Here is a 25060-nt window from a genome sequence, read left to right as displayed (position 1 = left end):
TGCGGGGCCGCATTCACCTCTGCGCGCGAGGTGTGGCATCCTGCCGTGAAGGCTCTCGTGCGTGCTTGCTTCACGGCACTCGGGATGGAACGTGTGGCGTCACGCGCGGCCGGGGGCAAGTGCCGACGTTCCAGGGGAGAGCGAGACACGAGCCATGGACACCGCGTATCCGGACGTGACGCTCGCCATCATCGCGGGTGGCCAGGGCCGCCGCCTGTCTGGCGTGCCCAAGGGACTGCTGGAAGTCGAGGGCCGCACCGTGCTGGCGCGCATGCTCGCCCTGACGCCCCTCTTCGGAGAGGTGCTCCTCGTCGCCAACTCGCCGGAGCCCTACGCCCGCTATGCGCTGCGCACCGTGGCGGATGTGGTGCCGGACAAGGGCGCACCCGGCGGAGTCCACGCGGCGCTGTCCGCGGCGCGGACTCCCTGGGTGGTGGCGGTGGCGTGTGACATGCCCTTCATCTCGCCCGATGTCCTGCGCGTGTTGCTCGACGCGCGCGGTGACGACGTGGACGCGGTGTGCTTCGAAGCAGGCGGGCGCGTGGAGCCCCTGCTGGCCGTGTACCGCGCCGCGCTCGCCCGGGTCTGGCGCGCCACGTTGTCCGAAGACCCGTCCCTGCGTCAGCTCCTCTCACGCTTCCGCGCGCGACTGCTGCCCGAGTCCGCGCTGCGCGCCGTGGACCCGTCGCTGCGCTCGCTGGTGAACGTCAACACGCCGCAGGACCTCACGCGGTACGCGGTGACTCTGCCTGGCGAGTAGTCCTCACCCAAGTCAGACACGCTCCATGCATGGGTGTCATTGTCTCGCCTGGAGGGCCTTTCCAGACCCGGGGCAACGCGCATCGAGGGCGCGCGCGTCACGCCGCTCACGCTGACGTGTCAGTTCAGGAGCGCGCGCCGACTCTCGCGGATGCCCGTCTTCAAGGACCCAGCTCATGCCAGACCAACGTTTGATGAAGACGTATGTCGACCGCGCCTATCAATTCACGACCATGGTCTGGCACAACGGCTCCGTGGTCGCCTTCACCATCGATGAAGCGCGGGTCATCCACTATTCCGTGCTCGCGCTCGACAATCCCGACCCGGACCGGGGCGAACTCGACGTCAACTTCTGGCGGGAGGCGCCCTCCGTCCTGCGCTTCCCCTCTGAAATCAAAGAGGTCGGCTTCGCGACGGCGGGCGCCACGCGCATGCCCGTCGTCAAGAAGTGAGGGCGCGAGGAGACCGCCCAGGACTTGTCGGCCGAGGAGCTGAATCCCTTCCTCTCCACCACCGCGCGACTCACCGCGGGGAGCGTTCCGTTCCACGCCCTCTCGGATGGCAAGCACCTCTTCCTCTCCAGCAACTACGAGCTCATCCAGCGGCTGGAGCCCTACGTCCGCGAGCACCTGGGCAGCCAGGCCCGGCTCGCGGACGCGACGCGGCACGCGCTCCAGCGCTACCTGCCGGAGCTCCTGCCGCAGGCGACGCAGGTCATCCAATACCTGTCGCTGTACTACGAGGTCCCCAGCTAGCGGACCTCGCGGTGCATCCCGGCGCCGTCAGGAGCGAGGCGCCGGGAGTTGCTGCAGCAGCGTGGGCAGCTCCGCCAGGTCGAGCACGAGGCTGGGGCGAATCTGGCCGACGGCATCCGCCAGGTCCTCGCCCTGGCCCTGCACGCCCAGGCCCACGGTGAAGCGCTCGCTCACCGTGACGCGGGTGGAGGCCACCACGCTCGCGCGCTTCTGGTCCGTGTTTCCCAGTTTCAACAGTGACTGGGTGGCTTCGAGCTTGAGCTGGAAGCGCTGGGAGGCGACGCCGAAGGACAGGCCGACGTCCACCCACTTGTCCATGGACAGCTCCGGGCGCTGGCGCTCCTGGAGCACGCGCACCTGGATGGCGGCTTCGAGGTTGGAGTCCGCGCTGCTCAACATCTCCACCGTGGCCGCGCCGAAGCCGCGTTGGATGGCGACGCCGTCGCCGTCGTGCGACTTGAGTCCGGGGGTCACCCAGCGCCCGCCCACGGAGACGAAGAGGGCGGTGGACGCCTGGCGCGTCTCGCGGGTGCAGGCGGGGAGGCCCTGGCGAATCTTGGCGATGCCCGCCTGGCGCGTGGCCTCCATGGCGAGGCGGTAGTCGCCGAGCGCCTTCTCGAAGTCGGCCGGGTCCACGAAGTCGCCGGGCAGGGGCTTGTCGGGGAACTCGTAGAGGCTGGGGTCGGTGAGGACGCGCTGGATGCACGCGTTGTAGGCGGCGCCGTAGATGCTGCGCTCTCCGAGGACATCCACGGACAGGCCCGCCATCACCGTGGCGAAGCGCCCCTTCTCCGGGACGCCGTCCGGGTAGGGGGTGTCCTGGCCGATGCCGAGGGTGATGGCGGTGTCCTGGAGCAGGCGGGTGACGACGGACGCGTTGCGCGCGGCGACGGCCTCCGAGTAGAGGCGCTCGAAGCCGTCGGTGAGCAGGTAGGGGTTGAGCTGGAGGGCGAAGGACGCCTGGGTGCCGTCGAGCACCGCGCCCACGCCGCGCAGGCTGACGACGAGGGCGGAGGGGTTGGAGGGGTGGACGACCTCGCCGGCGGTGGCGATGTCCAGGCCCGCGGCGGTCTCCGAGCCACCTCGGAGGATGCTGGGGAAGTCCAGCTCCACCGTGCCCGCGTCCGGGGTGCCACCGTCCTGGGCGCTGGCGGTGGAGGCGCAGACGAGGAGCAGCGCGAGGAGCGCCCTCATTCCACCACCGTCCAGGTGAGGGTGATGAAGTCGGCTCCGGAGCCCTTCTGGAGGGAGAAGTCGTCCCAGAGGGCCTCCTTCTGGCCCTTCTCGAAGACGAGCGTCGCGCGCTGGAGGAACTGGGCGCCCATGCCCACCGGGTCCGCGACGGTGAGCACCGCGCGCACCCAGCCCTGGGCGGCGGTGGGAAGGAAGTCATCGGGGAGGGGAACGGTGACGGCGCCGGAGAAGACGTCCGCGTGGAGCTGGCGGCGTTCCTGTCCCTGCATCTTCCCGCTGATGACCAGCCGCATGGCGACGGTGTTGAGGGTTCCGGCGGGCCGCTCCAGCACCAGCTTCGCGCCCTTGCGGTCCTCGCGTGGCACCTGGATGGTGGACTCCAGCTTGTCGTTGCCTGACATGGTGCTCCCCCCTCGGGTCGTGGCGCCGGGGTTTCCCAGCCTCACCTGGCTCATTCTAGTGGGAGGGGTGACGCGGAATGAAGCCAGGCGGGCGGGCGACCGGGTGCGTCACCCTGACGCATGGACGGCGGAGGCCGGGGATGGGAGACAGGAGGGGGAGAGCGCCATGTTGAAGACCCCCCTTGGACGGTTCCGCGCGGTGGCCCTGTTGGAGGGCCTGTCGTTCGTGTGCCTGTTGTTCATCGCGATGCCGCTGAAGTACGCGGCGGACATGCCGTTGGCGGTGCGCTTCACGGGCATGGCGCACGGGTTGTTGTTCGTGCTGTACCTCTTCGCGTTGATGGAGGCGGCCATCGCGCTGCGCTGGTCCTTCGTGCGCGTGGCGGTGGCGTTCGGCGCGTCGCTGGTGCCCTTCGGCAACTTCCTGCTCGACGCGAAGCTGCGCAAGGAGAGCGCCCCTGCTCAGGGGTGATACGGAGCGCGTTCGAGGAACCGCCCGTCCGGTGAGATGGCGTAGACCTCGAACCAGTCGAACTCGAGCGTGACACCGGGGCCGAAGCCAGGGCACTTGTCCACGCGCCGCTCGACTTGAACGAAGTAGATACCCGCCTCGAAGCCGATGCGCAGCTCCAGGGAGCGGGGCGAGAACGCACACTGATGAGTGTGCTGCTTCGGAAAGCGCTTCATGGCTTCTTGCAGCGCGGTGTGCGCGGCAAGCACGGCGGGACCATCCAGCGTGGCCAGCGGGTGAATCTCCTCGGGCCATTGAATGGGGCGTGCCCCCGTGGCCGCCAGCGATGTCCCCGCATCCTGTGTCGACGTCGCGGGCCGAGGTCTCGCGACTCCCGCATCCGTGCTCCCCGCGTCGGAAGCGGGCGGAGGAGCGCCGCCATCCGCCAGCAGGGAGACCAGCAGGAGCAGGGGATTCAGTCTCAGCATGTGGCACCTGGAGAACGTGCATCGGGACGGCGTGACGTGGTGCGAGGTCGCATGGGCGTGGCGTCGAGCAGCCTAGGGGTGCACCGCGGAAGAGCAATCTGGAGGAGCGCCGTGGGGCCTGATGGCGCTGGAAGGGCGCGGCCGACACGTGGCCTGGAAGCTCCAGTGCTTCTGGGTTGCGTCCCAGAGAAAGACCTCGCCCGCCGGGTTCCACTTGTAGAAGCGGGGAGCGCTTCGATGGCCCGTGGCGAGCCATCCCCAGGTCGAAACGGGTTGTCCCTTCGCATCCCGGGCCAGTCGGCCGCTCGGCGTCGTCGCATAGGCCATCATCACCCAAAGGCCCTCTCCCGATTTCGCCAGGGGCCAGACGACGAGGTCCTTGGCGCTGACCTCCGCTCCGCAGGGATGGTTGTGGGCATAGCCGAAGATGGGCAGGTCTCTTCCGAAGTCCACGTCATCCACACCACCAAATGGAGGTCTGCACGCACGGGTCGAGGTCGCCATGTCGCGAACGGGCCAGGACACGCGCCAGTCGTCGGGCGTGCGGTAGATGGCGGCGCAGTACTCAGTGGCATCAGGGCGGGGACGTCCTGTCTGGGCGTCGCAGGCATCCATCGCCCCAGGTAGCGCCATCAGTGCGTGAAGGGTGGGAAGGACCAAATCATCCGGGACGGTCGCCGAGGCGTCGAGCACGACGGGAACCTCCGGCCATGGGCCTGGTGCCACGGACAGGAAGGCGTCGCCGTCCAGCACGGGCAGCTCGGAAGGAAGGTAGTAACGTCGAGCGCTCGTGCAGGAGATGGCGAGGGCCAGCCCGAGCCAGACTGGTCGCGTCAATGCGCGGAGCCGAGACAGCTCTGGCGTTCGCGAGGTCGTCATTTCACCCAACGTAGTGCATCGGCTGCGTTCCCAGAATTGGAACGCGCCAGGGCGATGCTGACCCTCCAGGAGTTCGCGCGCGCGAGGAAGCTGTGCGACCATTCCGCGCGCTTTTTCGAGGTGGAGGTCGGCTCATGGAACGCGGGACGTGGAACACGCCTGAGGCAGTGCAACGGGAGCTGGATTCTCGGCTCGCCCTCGTTCAGTCCTCCGAGCACATTCGCGGCATGCACTTCGCCGCCGTGCTCGACACCGTGCGCTTCCTCGGCGGTGAGCCCGCGGTGAAGCACATCGTCGACGCCGGTGACTTCCCCGCCGACCTGGACCCCGACAAGCTCTACCCCGTCCCCCCCTTCATGCGGCTGTTCTTCGCCGCCGCCAACCTGCTCGCGCCCCAGCTCGGCGGCGTCGAGGAGGCCATGCGCCAGATTGGCGTCCAGGGCACGCTCGCCTTCGTCCGCTCCATGTTCGGCACCGAGGTCCGCCAGCAAGTCGGCGGAGACCCGAAGCTGCTCGTCAACATGCTCCCGGAGGCCTACCGCATGGCCATCGACTTCGGCGAGCTGCACGTCGAGTGGACCGCCAACCGCGCCGGCCGCATCCACATGCGCCGCATCTTCACCCCCGTCGCCTACAACGAAGGCATGCTCGAAGGCGCCCTCCAGGCCGTCGGCGCCCAGGACATCCGCGTCGAGGGCCGTCAGACGTCCCTGCTCGACAGCGAGTACTCCCTCTCCTGGGACGACTGAGCCCTACCGGGCCACGCCCCGCGCGGGCGACTCGAAGACGAAGGCGCCGTACCCGATGACCTCGGCTCGCGCTCCGGCCAGGTCCCCGGAGCTGCGCAGCCCCACCAACCTGGGCCGCAGCCCTCGCCGCTTCGCCACGCGCAGCAAGCCGTTGATGGCCTCCGCGCCACACGCGCTGCCCGCATCCAGCGGCCCCTCCAACGCCAGCACCCGCGCCACCGTCACCTGGTCCGCGCGCCGCGCCTCCTCGTAAGGCAGGTAGTGCGACAGGTCCGAGCTCACGACGAGCAACACGTCCTCGTCCCACAGCGCCTCCAGCACCTGGGCCACCTCCTCCTCGTCCGCGCGGCCCACCACCAGCGGCAGGACAGTGAAGCGCTCCAACACCCGTTGGAGGAACGGGAGCTGCACCTCCAGCGAGTGCTCCGACTCATGCGCCTCCGTGGAGGCACTCACCCGCGCCAGCCCCGCCGCCCGGCGCACCAGGCCCACGTCCAGCCACACGTCACCCAGCGGCGTGCACAGCAGGTCCACGTCCGGGTACGCCAGCCCCCGCAGCGAGTGGAAGTGACACGGCCCCAGCAGCAACACGCGCGTGACCTCCCCGCGCCGGGCCCTCAGCGTGGCGTACGCCGCCGCCGCCACCTCCCCTGAATAGACATACCCGGCATGGGGGACGATGAGCGCGGAGGCAACCCCGTCCTCCGGCCCTCGCGCCTGCTCCAGCCACGCGTCCACCTGCCTGGCCAGCGCGGCGGGACTGGAGGGGTAGAAGGAGCCCGCCACCGCGGGCGCGCGCACACGAGGCATGTCCTCCCAACCATCCTTCCGTGGGGCGCCGCATGACGGGGTTGGGTGGAATCCTACGGACAGGCGGCAACGCGAAGATATGCCAATCATTGCAATTCTGTTCGCTTCTGGGACGTGCGCGTCCCGACTTCGGACGCTCAGGGCGGCATTCCGGGTCTTTCCGGCTGACAAGGGATTGATTTCACCAGGAGTTCGTCTGGCGTGGGGCTTGCTACCGGTGTCCTCGTACCGTGCGCTCCTTCCGAGTGGTTCAGGGCTGCTCGGGGCACGGTACCTCGCGCATGGGAGGGCCGGCCGGGACCTCGACTCCTCCATCCCGGCCGCCCCTCCCGTCCGTGAGCCCGGGCTCGCGGACGGCCTCCCGCGTGTCCGCGCCAGGGCTTCCGTCCATGTCTCAGCGATGTCTCACGCGCGGCGTCTCCCGGTGATGAAACCCGCGTGAGGCGCGGGCTCGCGGCGAGAATTCTCAAGTTGCGCTCATGCGGTAGAGGACACAGGGGCGACGAAAAAAGGATGCGCGCCCGCCTTCATTGACTAGAAGAGGCCGCCGAGCGCCCGGGAATGACCGCGGGCACACGCAACGGAGGGACGCTTCATGAAGGCAAATCAGTGGCAGGCCATGGCCGTAGCGGCTGGGTTGATGGTGTCGACGACTGCTTTCGCGCAGTCGACGGGTGGTGCTTTCGGCAACGCCGGGCAGATTGTCGTCAGCTCGGATGCGTCGGCGGACCTGGGCTACACGACGGAGGGCGCGGGGTACGGCTTCTTCAGGCTGGCGCCGAGCGTGGACTACTTCCTGAAGGAGAACCTCTCCATCGGAAGCGGCATCAACCTGTCCGTGCTGTTCGGTGAAGGGGACTCGCTGGCGGCCTTCGGCATCAACGCGCGCGTGGGCTACAACATCCCGTTCTCGGAGAAGCTGTCGTTCTGGCCCAAGGCCATCGTCACGCTGTTCGTGGGCGACAACATCCTGTCGCTGCCCGACGGCACCGGCTCGGCCTCCACCGTCATCCTGGAGGGCTACGCGCCCGTGCTGTACCACGTGACGTCCCACTTCTTCGTGGGCGCCGGTCCTCGCCTGGCCATCGGCCTGGGTGACGACGTGGACGTGACGTTCAGCGTCGGCACCACGGTGGGCGGCTACTTCTAGAGTCTGTTTTCCCGGCGCGCGGCGGGCCTGGTTCCGCCGCGCGCCGGAGCTTCGTCGTCAGGGCAGGGTGAGGCGGCTGACGCCCCCGCTCGGACGCGCAAGCGGCAGCACCCGGGTCTCCTCCACCCAACCCTCCGCGGCCGGTGCGGTGCCCTCATGGATGAGGCGCAGGCCCAGGTGCAGCGAGCGCGAGCCGGTGCCCGGCGCGTAGAGCAGCACGACGGACGTGGCCTCCTCGACGACCCGGCGTGACACCGGCCTGGGCGTCTTGTTCCCACGGCCTGCCCGCACCACGCGCCAGTCCTCCAGCTCCCAGCCCACCACGCGGCCGTCGCGCAGGTGCACGGACACGTTCGCCCAGACGGTGCCGTTCGCGGGCACGCGCACCGGCTCGAGCAGTCGCCGCAGGTCCGTCGCCAGCGCGGCCGGTTCGGGCATCGCGTCCTCGCGTCGTCCGGCGACCTGACGGGCCTGGAGAGGCCGCTCGCTGGCGAAGGACGCGCCCGGTTCCAAGGCCCACGAGGCCGCCTCGCGCCGCAGCCGCAGGACGACCTCACCCCCGGAGTGATGGGTGGTGGACATCAGCGCGCGGGCGATTGTTCGCTGGAGGTCTTCGCGGTCGACGGTGCGTCCGGCCCGTCCGCCGCGCTCCACCGACTGGTAGCCCACCAGCGTGAGGGCCCCGCGCTCCGCCCAGAAAGTGAGCTCCAACCGCGAGTCGACATCGCGCACGCTCCCGGCCAGCACCGCCACCTGTCGGGCCACCTGGCGCGCTTCCCGACGTCGGGCCTCTTCGTGCTCGAAGGGCTCGTGCGCACCGGAGCGATTCGAGCCGGTGGAGGCGCACGCGAGGCCCGTCGATATGAGGATGAGCGCCACGGTCCGAGCGCACACCCGGAGTCCGCGGTGAATGGGCAGCCTGGACATGGATTCCCCCTCCGAGCGACAGCGCCGCCCGGTGAGCCTGACTCCGCGCGGGACACGCGGGCCGACCCGATATTCTTGAGAGGGAAAGACGCGCGGCGCGGGGGAATCCTGAGCGCCCGGGACTCACGGACGGGACGTTTGTCCATTCACCCACGCTCACGTCGCCCGGCGCGCCGGGGTCGCGACTCACCGCACGAGGTGGCGCACGACGAACGCGAGGTTGGCGGGGCGCTCGGCCATGCGGCGCATGAGGTACGGGTACCAGTGACGTCCGTAGGGCACGTAGACGCGCACCGGGTGGCCCTGCTCGGAGAGCCGTTGCTGGAGGTCTTCGCGGATGCCGTAGAGCAGCTGGAATTCGAACGCGTCGCGCGGCAGGCCCCGGCGCGCGGCGTGCTCCAGCGTCGCGTCAATCATCCGCTCATCGTGCGTGGCGATGCCGTGATACACGCCGCTGTCGAGCAGCACCTTCATGCACCGCACGAAGCTGGCATCCACGTCTGCCTTGTCTGGAAAGGCGATGTCCGGTCCCTCCAGGTAGGCGCCCTTGCACAGTCGGATGCGCACGCGCTCGGCGCACAGCGCGCGGGCGTCTGCTTCCGTGCGGCGCAGACAGCTCTGGAGGACGGCGCCCACGTGTCGCTCACCGTGCTCCGCGTGCAGCGCGCGGACGATGTCCAGCGTCGCCTGGGTCACCGCGCCGTGCTCCATGTCGATGCGCACGAAGGTGTCTCGCGCCCGCGCGTCCGCCACGACGGTGCGCGCGTTCTCCAGCGCCAGCGCGGCGTCGAGCAGCAGTCCGCACTGCGTCAGCTTGAGTGACACGTTGGCCTTCACGCCCGTCTGGTCGATGCGCGCCAGCAGCCGGCGGTACTCGCGCACCTCGTCTCGTGTCTCCGCCGCGTCGCGCACCGCCTCGTTGAGGTGGTCGAACGAGGCCCAGAGTCCGCGCGCGGTGAGGGCCTTCACCGCGTCCAGTGCTTCCTCCAGGCTCTCGCCCGCGACGAAGCGCCGGGACAGTCGCCGCAGGGGCCCCATGCGAGTGGCCCAGTCCTTCAGCCCTTCCTGGCGCGAGAGGAACAGCAGGGCGGAGCGCGAGAGCTGCGCGGTGGTATCGCTCATGACGTGAGTCCTGGAGGGGTGGTGCCGTACTCCTGGAGGAACGCGCCGACTGCCGCGTTGAACGCCTCCGGATGGCTCATGTACGGCAGGTGGCTGGCGTCGCGCAGCAGCTCCAGCCGGGCCCCCGGGATGTGTTCAGCCACGTCGCGCGCGGCGTGAGGTGGCACCAGCAGGTCCTTGCCGCCCTGGACGACGAGCGTGGGCACGCGGAGTTGGTGGAGGCGGGAATGGAAGTCCGCGGCCAGCACGTCGCGCAGCCGGCGCAGCAATTCCACGGGTGTCAGCCGCCGCGCCTCGCGCACGATTTCCGCGCGGCCCTCGGGCGGCAACCTCGCGCCCCCGAGCACCCTCGCCACCGTGGGCGCGAAGACATACGCGAGCGGACGCGGCGTGCGCACCAGCGTGGACAGCGTCACCGCCAGCCTCCGCACCCGCCTCACGCTGGCCACCGGAGACACCAGCACCAGCGCCTTCACCCGCTCCGGATGCGCCAGCGCGAAGGCGATGGACAGGAGGCTGCCATAGGAGGACCCCACCAATGCGAAGCGCTCCGGCAGCCTCGCCTCGGGATGATTCAGCACCGCCAGGTTCCACTGCAGCGGGGTGTGCGTGGCGGGCGTGTGCAACGGCGGCGTCCACAGCAACAGGCGCAGCCGCCCGGCCAGCGGCTCCATCGGCGCGAAGGAGCGTCCGTTGGCACCCAGTCCCGGAAGACACACCACGGTGCGGGCTACATCGGTGTCGCCCTCGGGGAAGGTGAACAGCCGCACGGAGGTGCCCTTCACCTCGCGCTCCTCACAGCGCAGGTGCGCGTAGCCGTCAGGGACGTCCTCCACATCAGGGACGCGCGCGGGCACGAGGGCGCGAGGCGGAATCTCAAGCATGGCGGGCCCTCACCAGCAGCCGGTGCACGCTGGTGGCCACCCTGTCGCGGAACGCGCGCAGGCGCGGCTCGGAGGCGCCCGCCGGTGGCGGGGTGTGGGGACTGCCCAGCGCGAAGGTGAGCCGCACCGGAAACGGCAGCGGCCCCAGTCCCACCAGCAGCGGCACGCGGTACTTCTCCCCATTGGTGAGGTGCAGCCCCAGCCGGGCCTCACCCGGCGGGAAGAGGAACGTGTCGTCCACGCCGAAGCCCCCGAAGGGCACCACCGGCACCCCCGCATGCGAGGCCACCCGCGCGAAGCCCAGCGCATGCTCCCAACGCAGCTGGTAGCGCCCGCGCGGACGCTTGAAGACCTCGCGCGCGCCTCCGGGGTAGCAGACGACCAGCGCCCCGGCGCGCAACACCTCCAATGCGTTGTCCCGGGTGCCCTCCACGCCGCCCAGCCAGGGCAACACCGTGCGGACCACCGGAATGCGGAAGAAGCCTCGCTCCGCCAATCCCACCACCGGACGCCCGGTGGCCCGGTGCAGGAGATGGAAGAAGGCGGGCGTCTCGTAACCCCACACGCCGTGGTTGCCCACCAGCAACACCGGGCCGCTCCTCGGCAGATGCTCGACGCCCACCAGCCGGGCCCGGTGATAGAGCGCGGACATCGCCGCGCCCCGCTCGGCGAGGTGGAACACGGCCCTGCGCACGGTGGCGAGCGGAGCTTCCACGAGGAGTCATGATGGAGACGCCCCCTCCCATCGCCATCCAACCCGAGCAGCCGGCCGGGCCCCCGCTCCCGCACCCTCGGTCATCGCAAACCCACGCACCGTCCTTGGGGGGACTCGCCCTGCCCACCCCGGAGGTTGCTTTGAGTAGGCAACGCTTCGCCCCCCGCACCCATGGGCTTTCAGCCGCCCACCAGGGCACGATGCGGGTCGTTGTTTCAGCCCGCCGAACGTTCGCTCGACCTGTCGTTTGAGTTTCAATAATGTGAGGGTGAAGCGCAGCTTTGGTTGTCTGCCTGCTGAACCATGCAGATGGTTGAGGGCATGGGAGGCCCGTTCGACATCCTCGTGGAGGAGCACCGTGAGCTGGAGGAGCGCTTCGAGCGGCTCGTCTCCGGCGCGGAGGAGGAGCCCTCGAGCGCCCAGCGCGAGCTGCTGGAGCTGTTGCGACTGCACACCTGGCTGGAGGAGCGCTGTCTGCAACCGCTGGTGGCCCGGGTAGAGGGGCGCTCTCGTGCCCATCAGCAGGCCGAGGATCATCAGGCCATGCGCGAGCTGATGGATGAGTTGGAGGAGCTGTCCCTGGGCGACACCGATTGGCAGGCCCGGCTGTTCGCGCTCGAGGATCTGACCGTCGCGCATTTCCAAGAAGAAGAGAGTGCGTTGTTGCCCAGACTCACCACCGCGTTGGACCCGCTCGAGCAGCGACAGCTGCGCGCGGAGCTGATGCTGGCTCGCGAAGAGCTGCGCACCCTGGCCTCGGGGCCCTTTGTCTCGGGGTCCACCCCCCTGCTGGAAGACCTCCGCTGGGACGGCTGAGCGCCGTTCCCGCCCCACTGGAATGGGACCCCGACCGGTACGGTAGGGGGGGTGATACGTCCTTCAGTCACACCTTTTATCGCTTCCTTTAGACAAATCCTAAATTGGAAGGTATGGGTATGAGCAGCATCACAAATCAACTCCCCCTTCCATACCTTCAACAACCAGACTAGCCAAGACGAGGATTGAACGAATGTCCGTGGATAAAGCGTTTCGGGACATGATCCGTAACGAAATCGAGGTCCAGCTCAAGCCGCTGCGTGACGTGGTCTCCCGCCTGGAGTCCGGGACGGCGGATCTGGATGCACTGCGCAACGTGGCGGAGCGGCTGGCCCCCCTGGCCGAGGTCGTGGGCCCCCTGTTCGGCGCCCAGGTCGCGGCGGCGAAGCCGGGCCGCAAGGCCGTCGGTCGTCCTCCCGCGGCGGCGCGTGGCGCGGTGAGCGCGGCGGCGTCGGTGTCGGCGGGTGGCAAGCGCCGTGGCCGCAAGCCGTCGGCTTCGGCGGATGGCTCGCGCGAGTGCGCCATCGTCGATTGCGGCAAGCCCAGCCGGACCAAGGGCTACTGCGCCGCGCACTACCAGAAGCTGCGGATGCTGGAGAAGACCAACCGCCGTCCGTCCGCGTGGGTCGACTACGCGCCCGCCAACAGCGTGGAGGACATCAAGCTGCCCCGTGGCCGCGCCGCGTCGAAGGCCCTGGCCGCCGCCGCCCAAGCAGCGAACGGTTAATCAGCGGCACGTTTGGCCCCGGCCCGGGCAGACAGTGACCGCACCTCCGTCAACCGTGCTCCCTGGCAGGGAGAGGGTTCGGGGGCAGCCCGTACGGGAAGTCTTGCCCGCGGGGGCTTGCAGGGGCATGAATGCCCGGGCCCATGAACAAACGCGATTTGGAGCCTGGAATCATCACCGACCTGGCCGGAAGGACCACGTACGGTGATTACCTACAGCTCGACAGGCTGCTGACGGCGCAGGTTCCGCGCTCGCAGCCACCGCATCACGACGAGCTGCTCTTCATCATCCAGCACCAGACGAGCGAGCTGTGGATGAAGCTGCTCATCCACGAGCTGAGCGCGTGTATCCGCTATGTGCAGGCGGATCGGCTGGAGCCCTCGTTCAAGATTTTCGCGCGCGTGGGGAACATCCAACGGATGCTCTTCGAGCAGTGGAGCGTGCTGGAGACGCTCACGCCGAATGAGTACCTGGAGTTCCGCGACGCGCTCGGGCCCGCGTCTGGCTTCCAGAGCTGGCAGTACCGCGCGGTGGAGTTCCTCCTGGGCAACAAGGACTCCAACGCCCTGGGTCCCTTCCGCCACCAGCCGGAGGTGCATGGAGAGCTGGAGCGGCTGTTGGAGTCTCCCAGCCTCTATGACGAGTTCCTGCGCCATCTGTCGCGCACGGGGCACGCGATTCCGGAGGACCACGCCCAGCGCGACTGGCGGCTGCCGTACGTGAAGAGCCCGGCGGTGGTGGAGGTGTTCCGTCGCATCTACGAGGACCCGCACGCGCACTGGGATGCGTACGAGATGTGCGAGAAGCTGGTGGACACCGAGGAGCGGTTCCAGCTGTGGCGCTACCGTCACATGATGACGGTGATGCGAATCATCGGCTTCAAGCAGGGCACGGGGGGCTCCTCCGGGGTGTCCTTCCTGCGCAAGGCCTTGGATTTGCGCTTCTTCCCGGAGTTGTGGGATGTGCGCACGGAGCTGGCACCCCCCGCGGCCCGGGCTCATAAACCGTCGACATGAGCGCGCTCGGGGCCGTCATGGCAGGCGTTGCGCCCCAGTCTTGACGTGCGGCCAATTGAGAGGAATGGCGGGGCCCTTCGCTGACAGGCTTCGCCCGAGTGAAACATCGACAATGTGACGGGGTGGATGGGCGGGTGTCGGAAGCCACCCTGTCCGCCGGGCGGGCGAGCGGCGAGCGGGTGGTGTGGTCGGCTCCCGGGCTCCGGGCCTCCCGCTCCTGGCTTCAAGACTGACGGTTCGTCGACAGGGTCGGTGCGCAGGGCCTGGCGTGGGGGAGGGGCGCGCTAGGCTTGCGCGCACCATGGCTGCCTCGGCTCCCCTGCTCTTCGAGAAGGCCCACATCCTCTGCTACCGCACCTTCGACATCGCCGAGGAGATCAACCTCGAGCGCGCGCGCAAGGCCGTGTCCGAGGACACCCGCCGCCTCAAGCTGTCGCGCGAGAATGGCCAGTACCTCCAGCTCCCCAATCCGCCGCTGGCGTATGAGCTGGGGCGCCGGCCGCTCGCGCTGAAGGACGGGCCCGTCACGGTGGATGCCACGGCGCGCCTGTTCGACCATGGCGCCGCGTCCATCATCCTGCGCGTGCCGGTGGTGCCGGGCACGTCCCTGGAGCACCTCACCCGCGTGGCGGACGAGCTGTACGACAGCCAGGCGCTGGAGGACCTGGCGCTGGATTTGGTGGAGGGCGTGCGCAACACCATCGCCTCCGCGGTGCAGGAGCCGCACCTGTGGGACCAGAACGAGAGCTACACCGTCATCTTCGCGGAGAGCATCCAGGGCAACCCGTCCGCGGAGGAGCTGCTGGAGGGCGCGGACCTGGCGCGGCTGCTCCTGGGAGAGAACGGCCAGACGCCGCTGTCCCGCCGCGAGAGTGAAGCCGTCACGCAGATGCGCTTCAGCTACACGGTGAATGACCTGGTCGTCATCGACTGGAACAGCGCCTTCGTCTACGAGCCGTCGGGCTCCGGGGACATCCCGGACCTGCTCGAAATCGCCAACGCGCAGCTGTTGGAGTTCCGTTACTACGACGAGCGGCTGGACGAGCACATCGCCCGCATCCACGACGAGGTGCAGGCCAAGCGCCACGGGTGGACGCGGTTGTTCCGCAGTCCGTACCGCACGCTGACGCGGCAGACGCTCACCACGCTGGTGGACCTCAACGAGTTCATCGAGCGCGTGGACAACAGCCTGAAAATCATCGGCGACTTCTACCTGGCCAAGGTCTACGAGGGCGCGGTGCGCCGCATGCGCATCTCCGCCTGGCAGGGCTCCGTCACGCGCAAGCAGCAGCTGCTCGCCCAGACGTATGGCCTGCTCAAGGGCGACGTGGACATCGACCGCTCCCATACCCTGGAGGCGGTCATCGTCCTGCTCATCGTCCTCGAGATTTTCTTCGCCTTCTTCAATGTGTTCGCCCACTGAACGGTGAGGCCCCCCTGTACCTGAGGACAGGGGTCCGCGGGTTTCGCGGCCCTGGCCGACATGGGACACTGGCGCTTCGCGGTGGGCCCCAGTGGGCCCGGACCGGGGGGACGTGTGGGCATGAAGGTGCCCGAGGGCAACCTGGCCGCGACGGACCGCGTGACGCGGTCCCTGGCGCGGCTGGCGGTGGCGCCGCCGGTGCGGGCGGTGCTGGAGGCGTTGCTGCGCGAGGCCGCGGCCGCCCTCTCCGTGTCCGACGTCTTCCTCTGTTGGCGAGAGGACGAAAGCGTCCCTCACACGCTCGCCACGCCCGGGTTGCCGGCTGACGTGGTGGAGGCGTGTGGCCAGCGACTGTTGGCGGGCACGCGCGACATCGACGGGGCGCTCCTGCCGTACCTGTCGGTGGACCTGGAGCGGGACGCGCTGCTCGCGGGAGCGACGGAGGCCCGGCGGAAGCTGGGCGCGGTGGGGCTCGTCTCGCTGCCGGTGTCCGCCTCCGTGACTCGGGGGGTGGTCGGCGTGCTGGGCGCGCTGCTGGCCGAGGGGCGGGTGCCGTCGGAGGAGGAGCTCCAACGCCTGGGCCTCTACGCGCGCCTTGCGGGGCTGGCGCTGGAGCGGGAGCTGGCGGTGGAGGGGACTCGCGGGGAGGTGGAGCGGGCCCGCGCGGAGGTCGAACAGGCGGAGGTGCTGCGGCTGAGCCGCTTCCAGGCGGTGACGGAGGCCTTCGGCCAGACGCTCACCCGCGAGGAGGTGGCCCACGTGGTGTTGGACCTGGGGCTGCCGGCGGTGGACGCGACGGCGGGCATGGTGCACCTGACGCCCGAGGGGGGCGCGTCCGCGGAGCTCATCGCCGCGGTGGGGGTGCCGGAGGGACTCCTGGAGCCCTTGCGCGTGCTGCCCCGCACCGGCGAGGACCTGCCGGGCCAAGACGCGGTGCTGGCGGAGGCGCCGGTGTGGCTGGAGACGCTGGCGGCGATACAGGCGCGCTACCCCAGGCTCGCGGCGCTGATGGAAGAGGGGCCGCTGCGCGCGCTGGCGCTGGCGCCGCTGTTCGTCGAGGGGCGGGTGTTCGGCACGCTGGCCTTCGGCTTCGAGCGGGAGAAGGACTTCACCGCGCTGGAGCGCACGTCCATCGTCGGGCTGTCGCGGCAGTGTGGCCAGGCGCTGGAGCGCGCGCGGCTGTACGAGCGTGAGCACACCGCGCGGCTGGAGGCGGAGGCGCTGGGCGCGCGGCTGAGCCTGCTGGCGGACGCGAGCGCGCTGGTGTCCGGCTCGCTGGGCTGGGAGGAGACGGTGTCCGGCGTGGCGCGGCTGGCGCTGGGCCACTTCGCGGACGGGTGCTCGGTGGACTCGTACGACGAGGGCGTGGTGCGGCGACTGGCGGTGCTGCACGCGGACCCGGAGAAGGCGCAGCGGGTGCTGGAGCTGACGAGCTTCCCGCTGGACTCCGGCCAGCCCTCCACGCTGGCGCGAGTGCTGGCCAGCGGGCAATCCCGCATGGAGACCCGCAGGACGCGCGTGCCTTCCGCGACGGGAGGCGAGCCGACGTGGGGCACCAGCGCGCTGCTGCTGACGCCGCTCGTCGCCCGGCAGCGCACGCTGGGCGCGCTGACCTTCGTGCGGGACGCGGAGCGGGCGCCCTTCAACGCGACGGATTTGTCGCTGGCGGAGGAGCTGGCGCGGCGCGCGGCGCTGGCCATGGACAACGCGCGGTTGTTCCGCGCCGCGCGCGCGGCCGAAGAGGAGAGCCGCCGCGGCGCCGCGCGACTGCACGTGCTGGTGCAGGTCAGCCAGCTCATCGCCGAGGCGGGGTTGGACCTGCCCACCGTGCTGGACGTGCTGGCGAGCAAGGTGTCCGAGGCGCTGGGCGGCGGGTGCGTGCTGCAGTTGCTCGCGGAGGACCGGGAGCAGCTGGAGCTGGTGGCGGCGCACCACCCGGACCCCGTCGCACGCGGCGTGCTGGAGTCGTCGCTGCGGATGAATCCCGCGCGCGTGGGCGAAGGGCTGTCCGGCCGCGTGGTGGCCACGGGGCAGACGCTCTTCGTGCCCCGGCTGAGCGCGGAGGAGCTGCTCGGGGACCCTTCTCCCGAGGGCGTCACCTTCCTGGAGCACTACGGGCCGCAGAGCCTCATCATCGTCCCGCTGGGCGCACGAGGCCGGGTGCTGGGCACGCTGGGCGTCATCCGCGAGGCGCGCGGGCGCGAGTATACGGCGGAGGAGCGCGCGCTCCTGGAGAGCCTGGCCGCTCGGGCGGCCTTGGCCATCGAGGACGCGCGGCTGTATGGCGCGGCGACACAGGCGGTGAAGGCGCGCGATGAGCTGCTGTCGGTGGCGGGGCATGAGCTGAAGTCGCCGCTCAACGCCCTGCAGCTCCAGATTCACCTGCTGGCGCGGATGGCGAAGGACGCGGTGGCGGCCAGTGGCCTCGCGGAGCGCGCGGAGAAGGCGGCGCGCGCGGGACAGCGACTGGGGTTGCTCATCGACGATTTGCTGGACGTGTCGCGCATCAGCGCGGGCCGGCTGACGCTCAACCGCGAGGAGCTGGACCTGGCGGCGCTGACGCGCGAGCTGGTGTCGCGCATGTCCGAGGAGCTGGTGCGCGCGGGCAGCGAGGTGCTGCTGCTGGCGGACGAGGAAGTGGTGGGGCAGTGGGACAAGCTGCGGCTGGAGCAGGTGCTGGTGAACCTCTTGTCCAACGCGGCGAAGTACGGCGCGGGGCGTCCGGTGACGGTGCAGGTGGAGCAGCGCGGCGCGGTGGCGGAGCTGGCCGTGAAGGACCAGGGCATCGGCGTGGCGCTGGAGGACCAGGAGCGCATCTTCGAGCGCTTCGAGCGCTCGGAGTCCGCGCAGCACTTCAAGGGCCTGGGTCTGGGGCTCTGGATTACCAAGCGCATCGTCGAGGCCCACGGCGGTGGCATCCGCGTGCAGAGCCAGCCCGGCAAGGGCTCCACCTTCACCGTGGAGCTGCCCCTGTCCGGCACGCTGCCGACGTGAGCCCGCGCCTCCCGTCGGCGAACGGCTTGGGCGTGACACATCACCTGGACAGCGCTCGGCCCCGTGCGCTCTGGTGACGCGGTGATGATGCGAGTCTCGCGCGGCGGAGTCCTGTTCGCCCTCTTGTTGATGTTGGGAGGAGCGCTCGCTTCAGGCTGTGGCCATTCGCCCCAGGCCCGGCCCGCTCCCGATGGCGACGGCGACGGTGTGGCCGATGCCGAGGACGCGTGCCCGCTCATGCACGGGCCCGTCGCCACGCGCGGCTGCCCCATCAAGGACACCGACGGCGACGGCCTGGACGACTCGGTGGACAAGTGTCCGCGCCACGCGGGCCCCGCCTTCCGGGAGGGCTGTCCCGCCCGGGACTTCGACGACGACGGCGTGGAGGACCACAAGGACGCCTGTCCCCGCGAGGCCGGCCCGTTGGAGCGCAAGGGCTGCCCCATCATCGACCCGGACCGCGACGGCGTGGAGGGTGACGCGGACGTGTGTCCCGAGGAGTTTGGCCCCGTGGAGCGACAGGGCTGCCCGGAGAAGGACGAGGACGGCGACGGCGTTCCGGACGAGGACGACGCCTGTCCTCGTGACGAAGGCGTCCCCTCCCTGAGCGGGTGTCCCGAGCGGGACAGGGACGGCGACGGCCAGGCGGACCACCGGGACAACTGCCCCACGACGTCTGGCCCGGGGGCGAACCAGGGCTGCCCGGCCCAGGACAAGCAGCGCGTCAGCCTCCGGCGCGACAAGCTGGAGCTGCTGGAGCGCCTCACCTTCGAGAGCCAGACGGCGAAGCTCCACCCCAGCTCCCACGCCCTGCTGGACAACGTGGCCCGGGTGCTGCTCGCGCACCCGGAGCTGAAGCGCGTCATCGTCGAGGGACACACCGACGCCTGGGACGATGCGACGACCGGGCGCGCGTTGACGCAGGCGCGAGCGGAGGCGGTGGTCGCCTACCTGGAGGGGCAGGGCGTGCCGACGGAGCGGCTGGAGGCGCAGGGGTTGGGGGCGGACAAGCCCCTGGAGTCGAGCGGGACGTCGCTCGGCCGCACGGCCAATCGCCGCGTGGAGTTCACCTTCCCTCCGCCGCCCTCCCGGAAGTCCCCCCGTCCCGCACCCCGGCGATGACGCGGGTGCCACCAAGGGGCGGGTCGTGGGCGCCTCGTCTCGTCCCGTCCCTGGAGTCCTCCCGGAGCGTCGGGAGGTGGGATACTCTGGCGTCCGCGTCCAAGGCTCCACCGGACGCCGAGGTGACCCCATGAGCGCATCCCCCCTCTTTGGTGACCTGCTGCTCAAGCTGGGTATCGTCACGCCCGTGCAGGTGCAGGAAGCCCTGGCCCTCCAGGCGCTCACCGGCCAGCGCGTGGGCGAGGCGCTCATCTCCCTCGGCTACGTCACCCGGGAGCAGATTCAGGACGCGCTGGGAGAGGCGTTGGGTCTGCATCACGACAAGGGGCCCTCGCAGCCCGCCCTGGGCGAGCTGCTGGTGGGGCTGAAGTACGTCACCCTCGCGCAGCTCGAGGAGGCGCTCGCCCGTCAGCGCCGCGACGGCCGCAAGCTGGGCGAAATCCTCGTGGAGCAGGGCCACTGCACGTACAAGCAAATCTACGAGGCGCTCGGCCTGCAGAACCGCATCGCCGGCCGGCAGGAGAACCCGCGGCCCTTCATCGACGGGCGCCGCCGCGTCGTCGTCGTGGATGACAGCCCGCTGGCGTGCGCCTTCGTCCAGGAGGGGCTGGTGGCCCTGGGCTACGAGGTCCTCTGCTTCCAGGACCCGTTCGAGGCGCTGGAGGGCATGAGCCGCCTTCAGCCCGCCATTGTCCTGAGTGACTTGGAGATGCCCGGGTTGGACGGCGTGGAGCTGTGCCGCAGGCTCAAGGAGGGCCCCACGCGGGGGCTGCCCGTCATCATCCTCACCGCGAATGACCGCGAGGCGGAGCGCGTGCGGGGCCTGCGCGCGGGCGCCGACGACTACGTCAACAAGTCCGCGTCCATGGACGAGCTGGCGGCGCGAATCGAGAGCGTGGTGCGCCGCACCGGCGAGACGGAGCGGATGCGCAAGCTGTTCGCCCGCTACACCTCCGCGGCGGTGGTGGACGAAATCCTCAAGAGCGCGGACGCGGTGGTGCTCACCGGCGAGAAGCGCGAAGTGACGGTGCTGTTCGCGGACATCCGCAACTTCACCGGCCTCGCGGAGAGCCTGCCTCCCGAGCAGGTGGTGGGCGTGCTCAACCAGGTGCTGGGCCGGCTGTCGGACGCGGTGCTCACGTGCGGTGGGACGCTGGACAAGTTCCTCGGCGACGGGCTGATGGCGGTGTTCGGCGCCCCGGTGGCGCGCACGGACGACGCGCTGCGCGCGCTCCAGTGCGCGAAGATGATGATGGACGCGATGACGGACCTGCGCGTGGAGGCGGAGGCCGAGTGGGCCGCCAACGGACGCGAGGGCCACCCGCTGGTGCTGGAACTGGGCGTGGGCATCAACTCGGGCGTCGTCGTCGCCGGCAACATCGGCAGCACGGTGCGCTCCGAGTACACCTGCATCGGCGACGCGGTGAATGTCGCCGCGCGGCTGTGCGCGCTCGCGGGCCCGGGGGAAATCCTCGTGGGCGAGCGCACCCGGGAGCTGGTGGACGCCAACGAGACGGCCTTCGAGGACCTGCCGCCCGTCCGCCTGAAGGGTAAGCAGCAGCCGGTGCCGCTATTCCGCGCGCTTTAGTCCCGCGTGAAGTCTTCCCCACCCTGGGCCGCCGCTGGCGGTAGGGTGGGGGCCATGAATCCGTCCGCTGATGACCGCCCTCCGCCCTCCCGTCGCTCACCCGTGCTGTGGGTGGGGCTGGTGTTCGCCCTCGCCCTCATGTGCGCGGTGCTGGTGGGGGCGCTGACGCGCTCGAAGGCGGTGTACTCGGAGAGGATCCACCAGGACATCGCCGTGCTGGAGGACGCGCTGTCGCGCTTCCACGCGGACGGCAACGCGCTGCCGGAAGAGGCGGACCTGGAGCCCCTGCTGGTGCCCAAGTACCTGCCGGCGCTGCCGCTGGACCCCTGGGGGCGGCACTACCGGTACACCAGCAACGGCAACCAGGTCTTCATCGCGACCTTCGGCCTGAGCGACGACCGGGGTGGCAGCCGCGAGGAGCAGGACCACACCAACCACGACGGGCACCCCCGGCCCGAGAAGGCGAAGTAGCCGTCCTGCCGTGCCCTCGGTCGACCCGGGGGCCTGCGTGCGATGGGCCCCGGACCTCGAGCCCGGGACAGCCTGACGTGACGGAGGGGCCCCCCGCCCGGTGGCATCGTGCGCATCTGTCCCGAGGAGGGATGGAGTCCAGGCCATCCCCGCGAGGAGGGCGGCCATGGCCATCGTCTGTGCGAGCCCGCTGATGGCGCGGGAGTCCCGGGAAGTGGAGGTCGCCGCGGCGCTGGCGGCCAGGCTGGGAGAGCCGCTCCTGCTCGTGGGCGTCATGGACGGCGAGCCGCTGACGGAGGCCTCGCGTCTGGAGGCCCAGCGGCACCTGGAAGCCCTGGCGGAGCGGCTGGAGCTCCCCCCGGGGCGGGTGAGCTGCCGGGTGCGCTCGGACGCGGACGAGGTGCTCGCCGACGAGGAGTGTCGGCACTCGCGCTGGGTGGTGGCCGCGGCGGAGGGCTGGCGCACGTCGGCCTGGAGGCGCGCCTCGCTGCCGGAGCGGCTGGCCCGACGGGGCTGCGGCCCGGTGCTGGCGGTGCGCCGCGCGGAGGCGCTGGTGGACTGGCTGCGAGGGCGGCGCAGGCTGCTCGTCCTGGTGGGCGTGGATCCGCTGTCCCCCACGGCCGACGCCGCGGTGGCCTTCCTGCGCGAGCTGCGCCGGGTGGGCCCGTGCGACGTGCTGGCCACCTACGTGTGCTCGCCGCTGGAGGAGCGGGAGCGGCTGGGCATCCACACCCCCGTCCATGTCGACCTGCTGGAGCCTCGGGCCCGGGACATGGAGGCGCTGGACGCGGCGGTGGAGACGGTGCTGCTGCGCGACGTGCGCGAGCAGGTGGGGGACCTGCTGGGCGAGGGCGGCGTGGAGGTGGTGCTGGAGCCCGGCTTCGGTCGGCCCGCGGACCACCTGCTGCACGTGGCGCTCTCACGCGGCGCGGACCTCGTCGTGGTGGGCATGCGCGCGCGGGGGGCGATGAAGCGGCTGTGGCACGGCTCGGTGTCTGCTGGGGTGCTGCGGCATGCGGAGCAGGCCGTGGTGTGCGTGCCGGATGTGCTGCATGAGCCCCGGCACGCGCATCCGCCTCGCAGCGTGCTGGTGCCGGTGGACTTCTCCGAGGCGAGCGCGCGCGCCATCTCCCAGGCCCGCTCCCTGGTGGGGCCGGGCGGCCGGGTGCACCTGCTGCACGTGCACCGCAAGCGCCTGGGCGAGGCGGGGGATTACATCGACCATTACGGCGTCCTGCCCGAGCCTCCGCGCGAGCGCGACGTGACGCTGCGGCGGCTGTGGGAGCTGGTGCCTCGCGACGAGGGCGCCCAGGCGCTGCGCTGGAGCGTGGAGGGCGTCACCGGCGAGGACATCGCCCTGGCCATCTGCCAGGCGACGGAGCGCGAGGGCGTGGACCTGGTCTGCCTGGGGACTTCGGGTGGGCCCGCGCGAGAGCAGGACGCGCTGCCCGGCGCGGTGGCTCGGGAGCTGGTGGCGCGCTGCCGCCGGCCCGTCATGGTGGTTCCAGGCTCGTGAGGTGGTTCCAGGCTCGTGAGGTGGTTCCAGGCTCGTGAGGTGGTTCCAGGCTCGTGAGGTGGTTCCGGGGTCGTGACGCTCTTGAGACAGCAGTCACCCAGGTACACATGAAAGGGTTTTCAGGTGGGTCGATTCTGGCCCCACCTGCCAGGATACCTGGCCCGTTGAACGGAAGACCCGATGGGGCGCTAGAATCCCCCGCACCACGCATCACAGCAGGGGGTTTGCCGGTGACGCTCAGTGGTTACCGAGAAGAAGAGCTCGTCTGCAATCGTGCCTCGCTCATCATCCACGGCGGCACGGAGGAGGAGCGCCGCAGCTGGGCCCAGGAGGCCGCGCGCAACTTCGACGTGGAGCTGGTGGAGGTGAAGCAGGCCACGGACCTGGCCGCGGCGCTTCGCCAGCGCAACGGCGTGTTGTTCATCCCCGACGCAGCCAAGCTCGGGCGTGACGCGCAGGGGCTCATCCTGCGCTGCCTCCAGATGCAGGAGGAGCGCCCCAAGGTGGTGGTGGGCGTGTCGGGCGCGGCGGACGCGGCGCTCTCGCGCGGCACGCTGCGGGAGGACCTGCACTACCGGCTGCACCAGGCGCAGGTGGACCTCCAGAAGGACGGCCTGCGGGAGCTGCTGCGGCGGCGCTGGTCGCTCCAGGCGGAGCAGCTCGCGCTGAAGGCCGCCGCCGCGAAGGCCGCCGCGGAGTCGGAGCGCGAGGCCGCCGAGGCCCGTCGCCCTGGCTCGGTGACTCGCACGCTGCCCAAGGCGCGCAAGTCCGTCTCCAGCTCGCGCAAGCCGGCGGCCCGCAACCTGTCGCCTCGCTGAAGTCCGCGCGTGCGCGCTCCTCGCGCGAGGGGCACTGTGTCCCCTCGCGCCGTCAGGCGTGGAGCGTGGAGCCTGGTGCGAGGGCCCGTCGGCGCCCGGCCCACTCGAAGACGCGAGGAGACCCCATGTCGCTGGAGCTCATCCGAGGAGACATCACCCGAGTCGACGCGGACGCCATCGTCAACGCGGCCAACAGCTCGCTCCTGGGCGGCGGCGGCGTGGACGGCGCCATCCACCGCGCGGCGGGCCCGGAGCTGGTGGCCGAGTGCCGGCTCCTGCACGGCTGCCCCACCGGCCAGGCGAAGGTGACGCGCGGCTACCGCCTGCCCGCCCGTCACGTCATCCACACCGTGGGCCCCGTCTGGCGCGGCGGCACGCAGGGCGAAGAGGCCACGCTGGCCCGGTGCTACAAGAGCGTCTTCGCCCGGGTGTCGGAGCTGGGGCTGCGCTCGGTGGCCTTCCCCTCCATCTCCACCGGCATCTACGGCTTCCCGATTGAGAAGGCGGCGCCCGTGGCCCTCCGGGAAATCCAGGCGGCGCTCGCCCGATTGTCACACCTTGAGAAGGTGACAGTGGTCCTCTTCTCGGAGGCGGATTTGGAGACGTATCAGCGCGCGCTCGCGGGGCTACAGGGGGCTGCCGGGGGCGAGAATGTGTGAACGAGGAAAACTGGGCTAGAGTTTCGCCCACGTCCTTTCTTCGTGGAGCATCACATGTCTCAGGAAAACGCTGCTGGTAAGCCAAAGCGCGGGCTCAAGCGGCCCATCGAGGTGGTCCGCGCCGAGCTTCTGAACGACTCGGACACCAAGAAGATCGCCGCGGCCGTGAACATGAAGCTCGAGGACTACGTGGAGCTGGTCCTGAAGTACGCCCAGGACAAGGACCTGCAGCCCGAGCTGAACATCGTCCCGGATGACGAGCTGCGTAAGAACGGCATCACCCCGGTGACGTCCGACGAGGCCGCCGACATCATCATCCGAGGGATGAAGGGGGAGCTGCCCGGCTCCGCGCCCGACTTCGACAACTCCAAGTTCGAGCAGAAGGCGAGCGGCGGGAAGCCCTCGCTGACGACGCCGGACCCGGCCACTCCCGCGGCCTCGGCCCCTCCTGCGGCTCCGGCGGGTCCCCAGGACGCGGCCGCGCGGCAGGCGATGTTGGATCAGATCAAGCGCGGTGGTGGCGGCCGGGCCTGAGTTCGTACCCCGGGGCGGAATGTCGGAGAAAATCCGACGGAAATTCCGGCGGAAACAAATCAACCGCTCCGCCGAGAATCACTCTGAGTCTT

The 25060-nt window shown here is 70.3% G+C and carries 27 protein-coding genes; 18 read left to right on the top strand and 9 right to left on the bottom strand.

All coding sequences use genetic code 11. The features are described from left to right. Positions 1–154 precede the first annotated feature (154 nt). From mobA to LZ199_RS23165, 3 genes are all read left to right on the top strand, one after another. Positions 155–760 carry a molybdenum cofactor guanylyltransferase gene (mobA, locus tag LZ199_RS23175; RefSeq protein ID WP_253995920.1) on the top strand — a complete coding sequence of 202 codons (606 nt, stop codon included), beginning with the start codon at positions 155–157 and terminating at the stop codon, positions 758–760. A 175-nt stretch (positions 761–935) separates the two neighbouring features. Beyond that, a complete protein-coding gene (locus LZ199_RS23170; RefSeq protein ID WP_253995919.1) occupies positions 936–1211 on the top strand; it encodes a hypothetical protein in 276 nt (91 codons plus the stop codon). Positions 1212–1235: 24 nt separating this feature from the next. Beyond that, positions 1236–1514: a hypothetical protein gene (locus LZ199_RS23165; protein ID WP_253995918.1), complete on the top strand. Its 279-nt coding sequence runs from the start codon at positions 1236–1238 to the stop codon at positions 1512–1514. 27 nt (positions 1515–1541) lie between these two features. On the opposite strand, the gene LZ199_RS23160 is transcribed toward LZ199_RS23165, so the two are convergent. Together LZ199_RS23160 and LZ199_RS23155 are read right to left on the bottom strand one after the other, a co-directional pair. Continuing rightward, positions 1542–2708, bottom strand: coding sequence for a hypothetical protein (locus LZ199_RS23160; protein ID WP_253995917.1), 1167 nt, complete (start codon positions 2706–2708; stop codon positions 1542–1544). Then, a complete protein-coding gene (locus tag LZ199_RS23155) occupies positions 2705–3109 on the bottom strand; it encodes a hypothetical protein (RefSeq protein ID WP_253995916.1) in 405 nt (134 codons plus the stop codon). Before LZ199_RS23155 ends, LZ199_RS23160 begins: the two co-directional genes overlap by 4 nt. A gap of 166 nt (positions 3110–3275) precedes the next feature. On the opposite strand from LZ199_RS23155, the gene LZ199_RS23150 reads away from it, so the two are divergent. Continuing rightward, a complete protein-coding gene (locus LZ199_RS23150; protein WP_163868554.1) occupies positions 3276–3581 on the top strand; it encodes a DUF3817 domain-containing protein in 306 nt (101 codons plus the stop codon). Here LZ199_RS23150 and LZ199_RS23145 read toward each other — a convergent pair. Next, positions 3572–4048 carry a hypothetical protein gene (locus tag LZ199_RS23145; RefSeq protein ID WP_253995915.1) on the bottom strand — a complete coding sequence of 159 codons (477 nt, stop codon included), beginning with the start codon at positions 4046–4048 and terminating at the stop codon, positions 3572–3574. The two genes, LZ199_RS23150 and LZ199_RS23145, sit on opposite strands and share 10 nt — an antisense overlap. 72 nt (positions 4049–4120) lie before the next feature. Beyond that, positions 4121–4885 (bottom strand): hypothetical protein, encoded by a 765-nt coding sequence (locus LZ199_RS23140; protein ID WP_253995914.1) that lies wholly within the window; start codon positions 4883–4885, stop codon positions 4121–4123. Between the two features lie 176 nt (positions 4886–5061). On the opposite strand from LZ199_RS23140, the gene LZ199_RS23135 reads away from it, so the two are divergent. After that, a complete protein-coding gene (locus tag LZ199_RS23135; protein WP_253995913.1) occupies positions 5062–5676 on the top strand; it encodes a TIGR02265 family protein in 615 nt (204 codons plus the stop codon). A gap of 3 nt (positions 5677–5679) precedes the next feature. Here LZ199_RS23135 and amrB read toward each other — a convergent pair whose 3' ends face one another. Then, on the bottom strand, positions 5680–6486 hold the full coding sequence (gene amrB / locus LZ199_RS23130) for an AmmeMemoRadiSam system protein B (protein ID WP_253995912.1): 807 nt from the start codon (positions 6484–6486) through the stop codon (positions 5680–5682). A gap of 595 nt (positions 6487–7081) precedes the next feature. On the opposite strand from amrB, the gene LZ199_RS23125 reads away from it, so the two are divergent. After that, a complete protein-coding gene (locus LZ199_RS23125; RefSeq protein WP_253995911.1) occupies positions 7082–7636 on the top strand; it encodes a hypothetical protein in 555 nt (184 codons plus the stop codon). 57 nt (positions 7637–7693) lie between these two features. Here the strand turns inward: LZ199_RS23125 and LZ199_RS23120 are convergent, their stop codons facing one another. The 4 genes from LZ199_RS23120 to LZ199_RS23105 all read right to left on the bottom strand — a co-directional run bounded on the left by LZ199_RS23120 (position 7694) and on the right by LZ199_RS23105 (position 11284). Continuing rightward, positions 7694–8563, bottom strand: a complete 870-nt coding sequence (locus tag LZ199_RS23120) for a hypothetical protein (RefSeq protein ID WP_253995910.1) — start codon at positions 8561–8563, stop codon at positions 7694–7696. Positions 8564–8749: 186 nt separating this feature from the next. Next, the gene (locus tag LZ199_RS23115; protein WP_253995909.1) at positions 8750–9685 is read right to left on the bottom strand and encodes a proline dehydrogenase family protein; all 936 of its coding nucleotides are present in this window, start codon (positions 9683–9685) and stop codon (positions 8750–8752) included. Then, complete coding sequence (locus LZ199_RS23110; protein WP_253995908.1) at positions 9682–10569, bottom strand: alpha/beta fold hydrolase; 888 nt, start codon at positions 10567–10569, stop codon at positions 9682–9684. Before LZ199_RS23110 ends, LZ199_RS23115 begins: the two co-directional genes overlap by 4 nt. Continuing rightward, positions 10562–11284, bottom strand: a complete 723-nt coding sequence (locus tag LZ199_RS23105; RefSeq protein WP_253995907.1) for a lysophospholipid acyltransferase family protein — start codon at positions 11282–11284, stop codon at positions 10562–10564. Before LZ199_RS23105 ends, LZ199_RS23110 begins: the two co-directional genes overlap by 8 nt. Positions 11285–11587: 303 nt before the next feature. On the opposite strand from LZ199_RS23105, the gene LZ199_RS23100 reads away from it, so the two are divergent. The 12 genes from LZ199_RS23100 (at position 11588) to LZ199_RS23045 (ending at position 24968) form a co-directional block, all read left to right on the top strand. Then, positions 11588–12100, top strand: coding sequence for a hemerythrin domain-containing protein (locus tag LZ199_RS23100; RefSeq protein WP_253995906.1), 513 nt, complete (start codon positions 11588–11590; stop codon positions 12098–12100). A gap of 193 nt (positions 12101–12293) precedes the next feature. After that, on the top strand, positions 12294–12827 hold the full coding sequence (locus tag LZ199_RS23095) for a cell wall protein (RefSeq protein WP_163868546.1): 534 nt from the start codon (positions 12294–12296) through the stop codon (positions 12825–12827). Between the two features lie 131 nt (positions 12828–12958). Further along, the gene (locus LZ199_RS23090; protein WP_253995905.1) at positions 12959–13843 is read left to right on the top strand and encodes a tryptophan 2,3-dioxygenase; all 885 of its coding nucleotides are present in this window, start codon (positions 12959–12961) and stop codon (positions 13841–13843) included. A gap of 301 nt (positions 13844–14144) precedes the next feature. Continuing rightward, positions 14145–15266: a hypothetical protein gene (locus tag LZ199_RS23085; protein ID WP_253995904.1), complete on the top strand. Its 1122-nt coding sequence runs from the start codon at positions 14145–14147 to the stop codon at positions 15264–15266. A 120-nt stretch (positions 15267–15386) separates the two neighbouring features. After that, a complete protein-coding gene (locus LZ199_RS23080) occupies positions 15387–18260 on the top strand; it encodes a GAF domain-containing protein (protein WP_253995903.1) in 2874 nt (957 codons plus the stop codon). A gap of 63 nt (positions 18261–18323) precedes the next feature. Then, the gene (locus LZ199_RS23075; protein WP_253995902.1) at positions 18324–19382 is read left to right on the top strand and encodes an OmpA family protein; all 1059 of its coding nucleotides are present in this window, start codon (positions 18324–18326) and stop codon (positions 19380–19382) included. A gap of 130 nt (positions 19383–19512) precedes the next feature. Beyond that, positions 19513–20970: an adenylate/guanylate cyclase domain-containing protein gene (locus tag LZ199_RS23070; protein ID WP_163868542.1), complete on the top strand. Its 1458-nt coding sequence runs from the start codon at positions 19513–19515 to the stop codon at positions 20968–20970. 54 nt (positions 20971–21024) lie between these two features. Further along, positions 21025–21441: a type II secretion system protein GspG gene (locus LZ199_RS23065; protein ID WP_253995901.1), complete on the top strand. Its 417-nt coding sequence runs from the start codon at positions 21025–21027 to the stop codon at positions 21439–21441. A gap of 166 nt (positions 21442–21607) precedes the next feature. Then, complete coding sequence (locus LZ199_RS23060) at positions 21608–22957, top strand: universal stress protein (protein ID WP_253995900.1); 1350 nt, start codon at positions 21608–21610, stop codon at positions 22955–22957. Positions 22958–23187: 230 nt separating this feature from the next. Beyond that, entirely contained in the window at positions 23188–23775 is a 588-nt protein-coding gene (locus LZ199_RS23055) for a Fis family transcriptional regulator (RefSeq protein ID WP_253995899.1), read from the top strand. Between the two features lie 125 nt (positions 23776–23900). Next, positions 23901–24434, top strand: coding sequence for an O-acetyl-ADP-ribose deacetylase (locus LZ199_RS23050; RefSeq protein ID WP_253995898.1), 534 nt, complete (start codon positions 23901–23903; stop codon positions 24432–24434). A gap of 54 nt (positions 24435–24488) precedes the next feature. Further along, on the top strand, positions 24489–24968 hold the full coding sequence (locus tag LZ199_RS23045; RefSeq protein WP_253995897.1) for a hypothetical protein: 480 nt from the start codon (positions 24489–24491) through the stop codon (positions 24966–24968). The last annotated feature ends 92 nt before the right edge of the window (positions 24969–25060 follow it).

The sequence above is a fragment of the Myxococcus qinghaiensis genome, from assembly GCF_024198215.1.
In the GTDB taxonomy this organism is placed as follows: domain Bacteria; phylum Myxococcota; class Myxococcia; order Myxococcales; family Myxococcaceae; genus Myxococcus; species Myxococcus qinghaiensis.
This window is presented reverse-complemented; position numbering and strand designations above follow the sequence as displayed.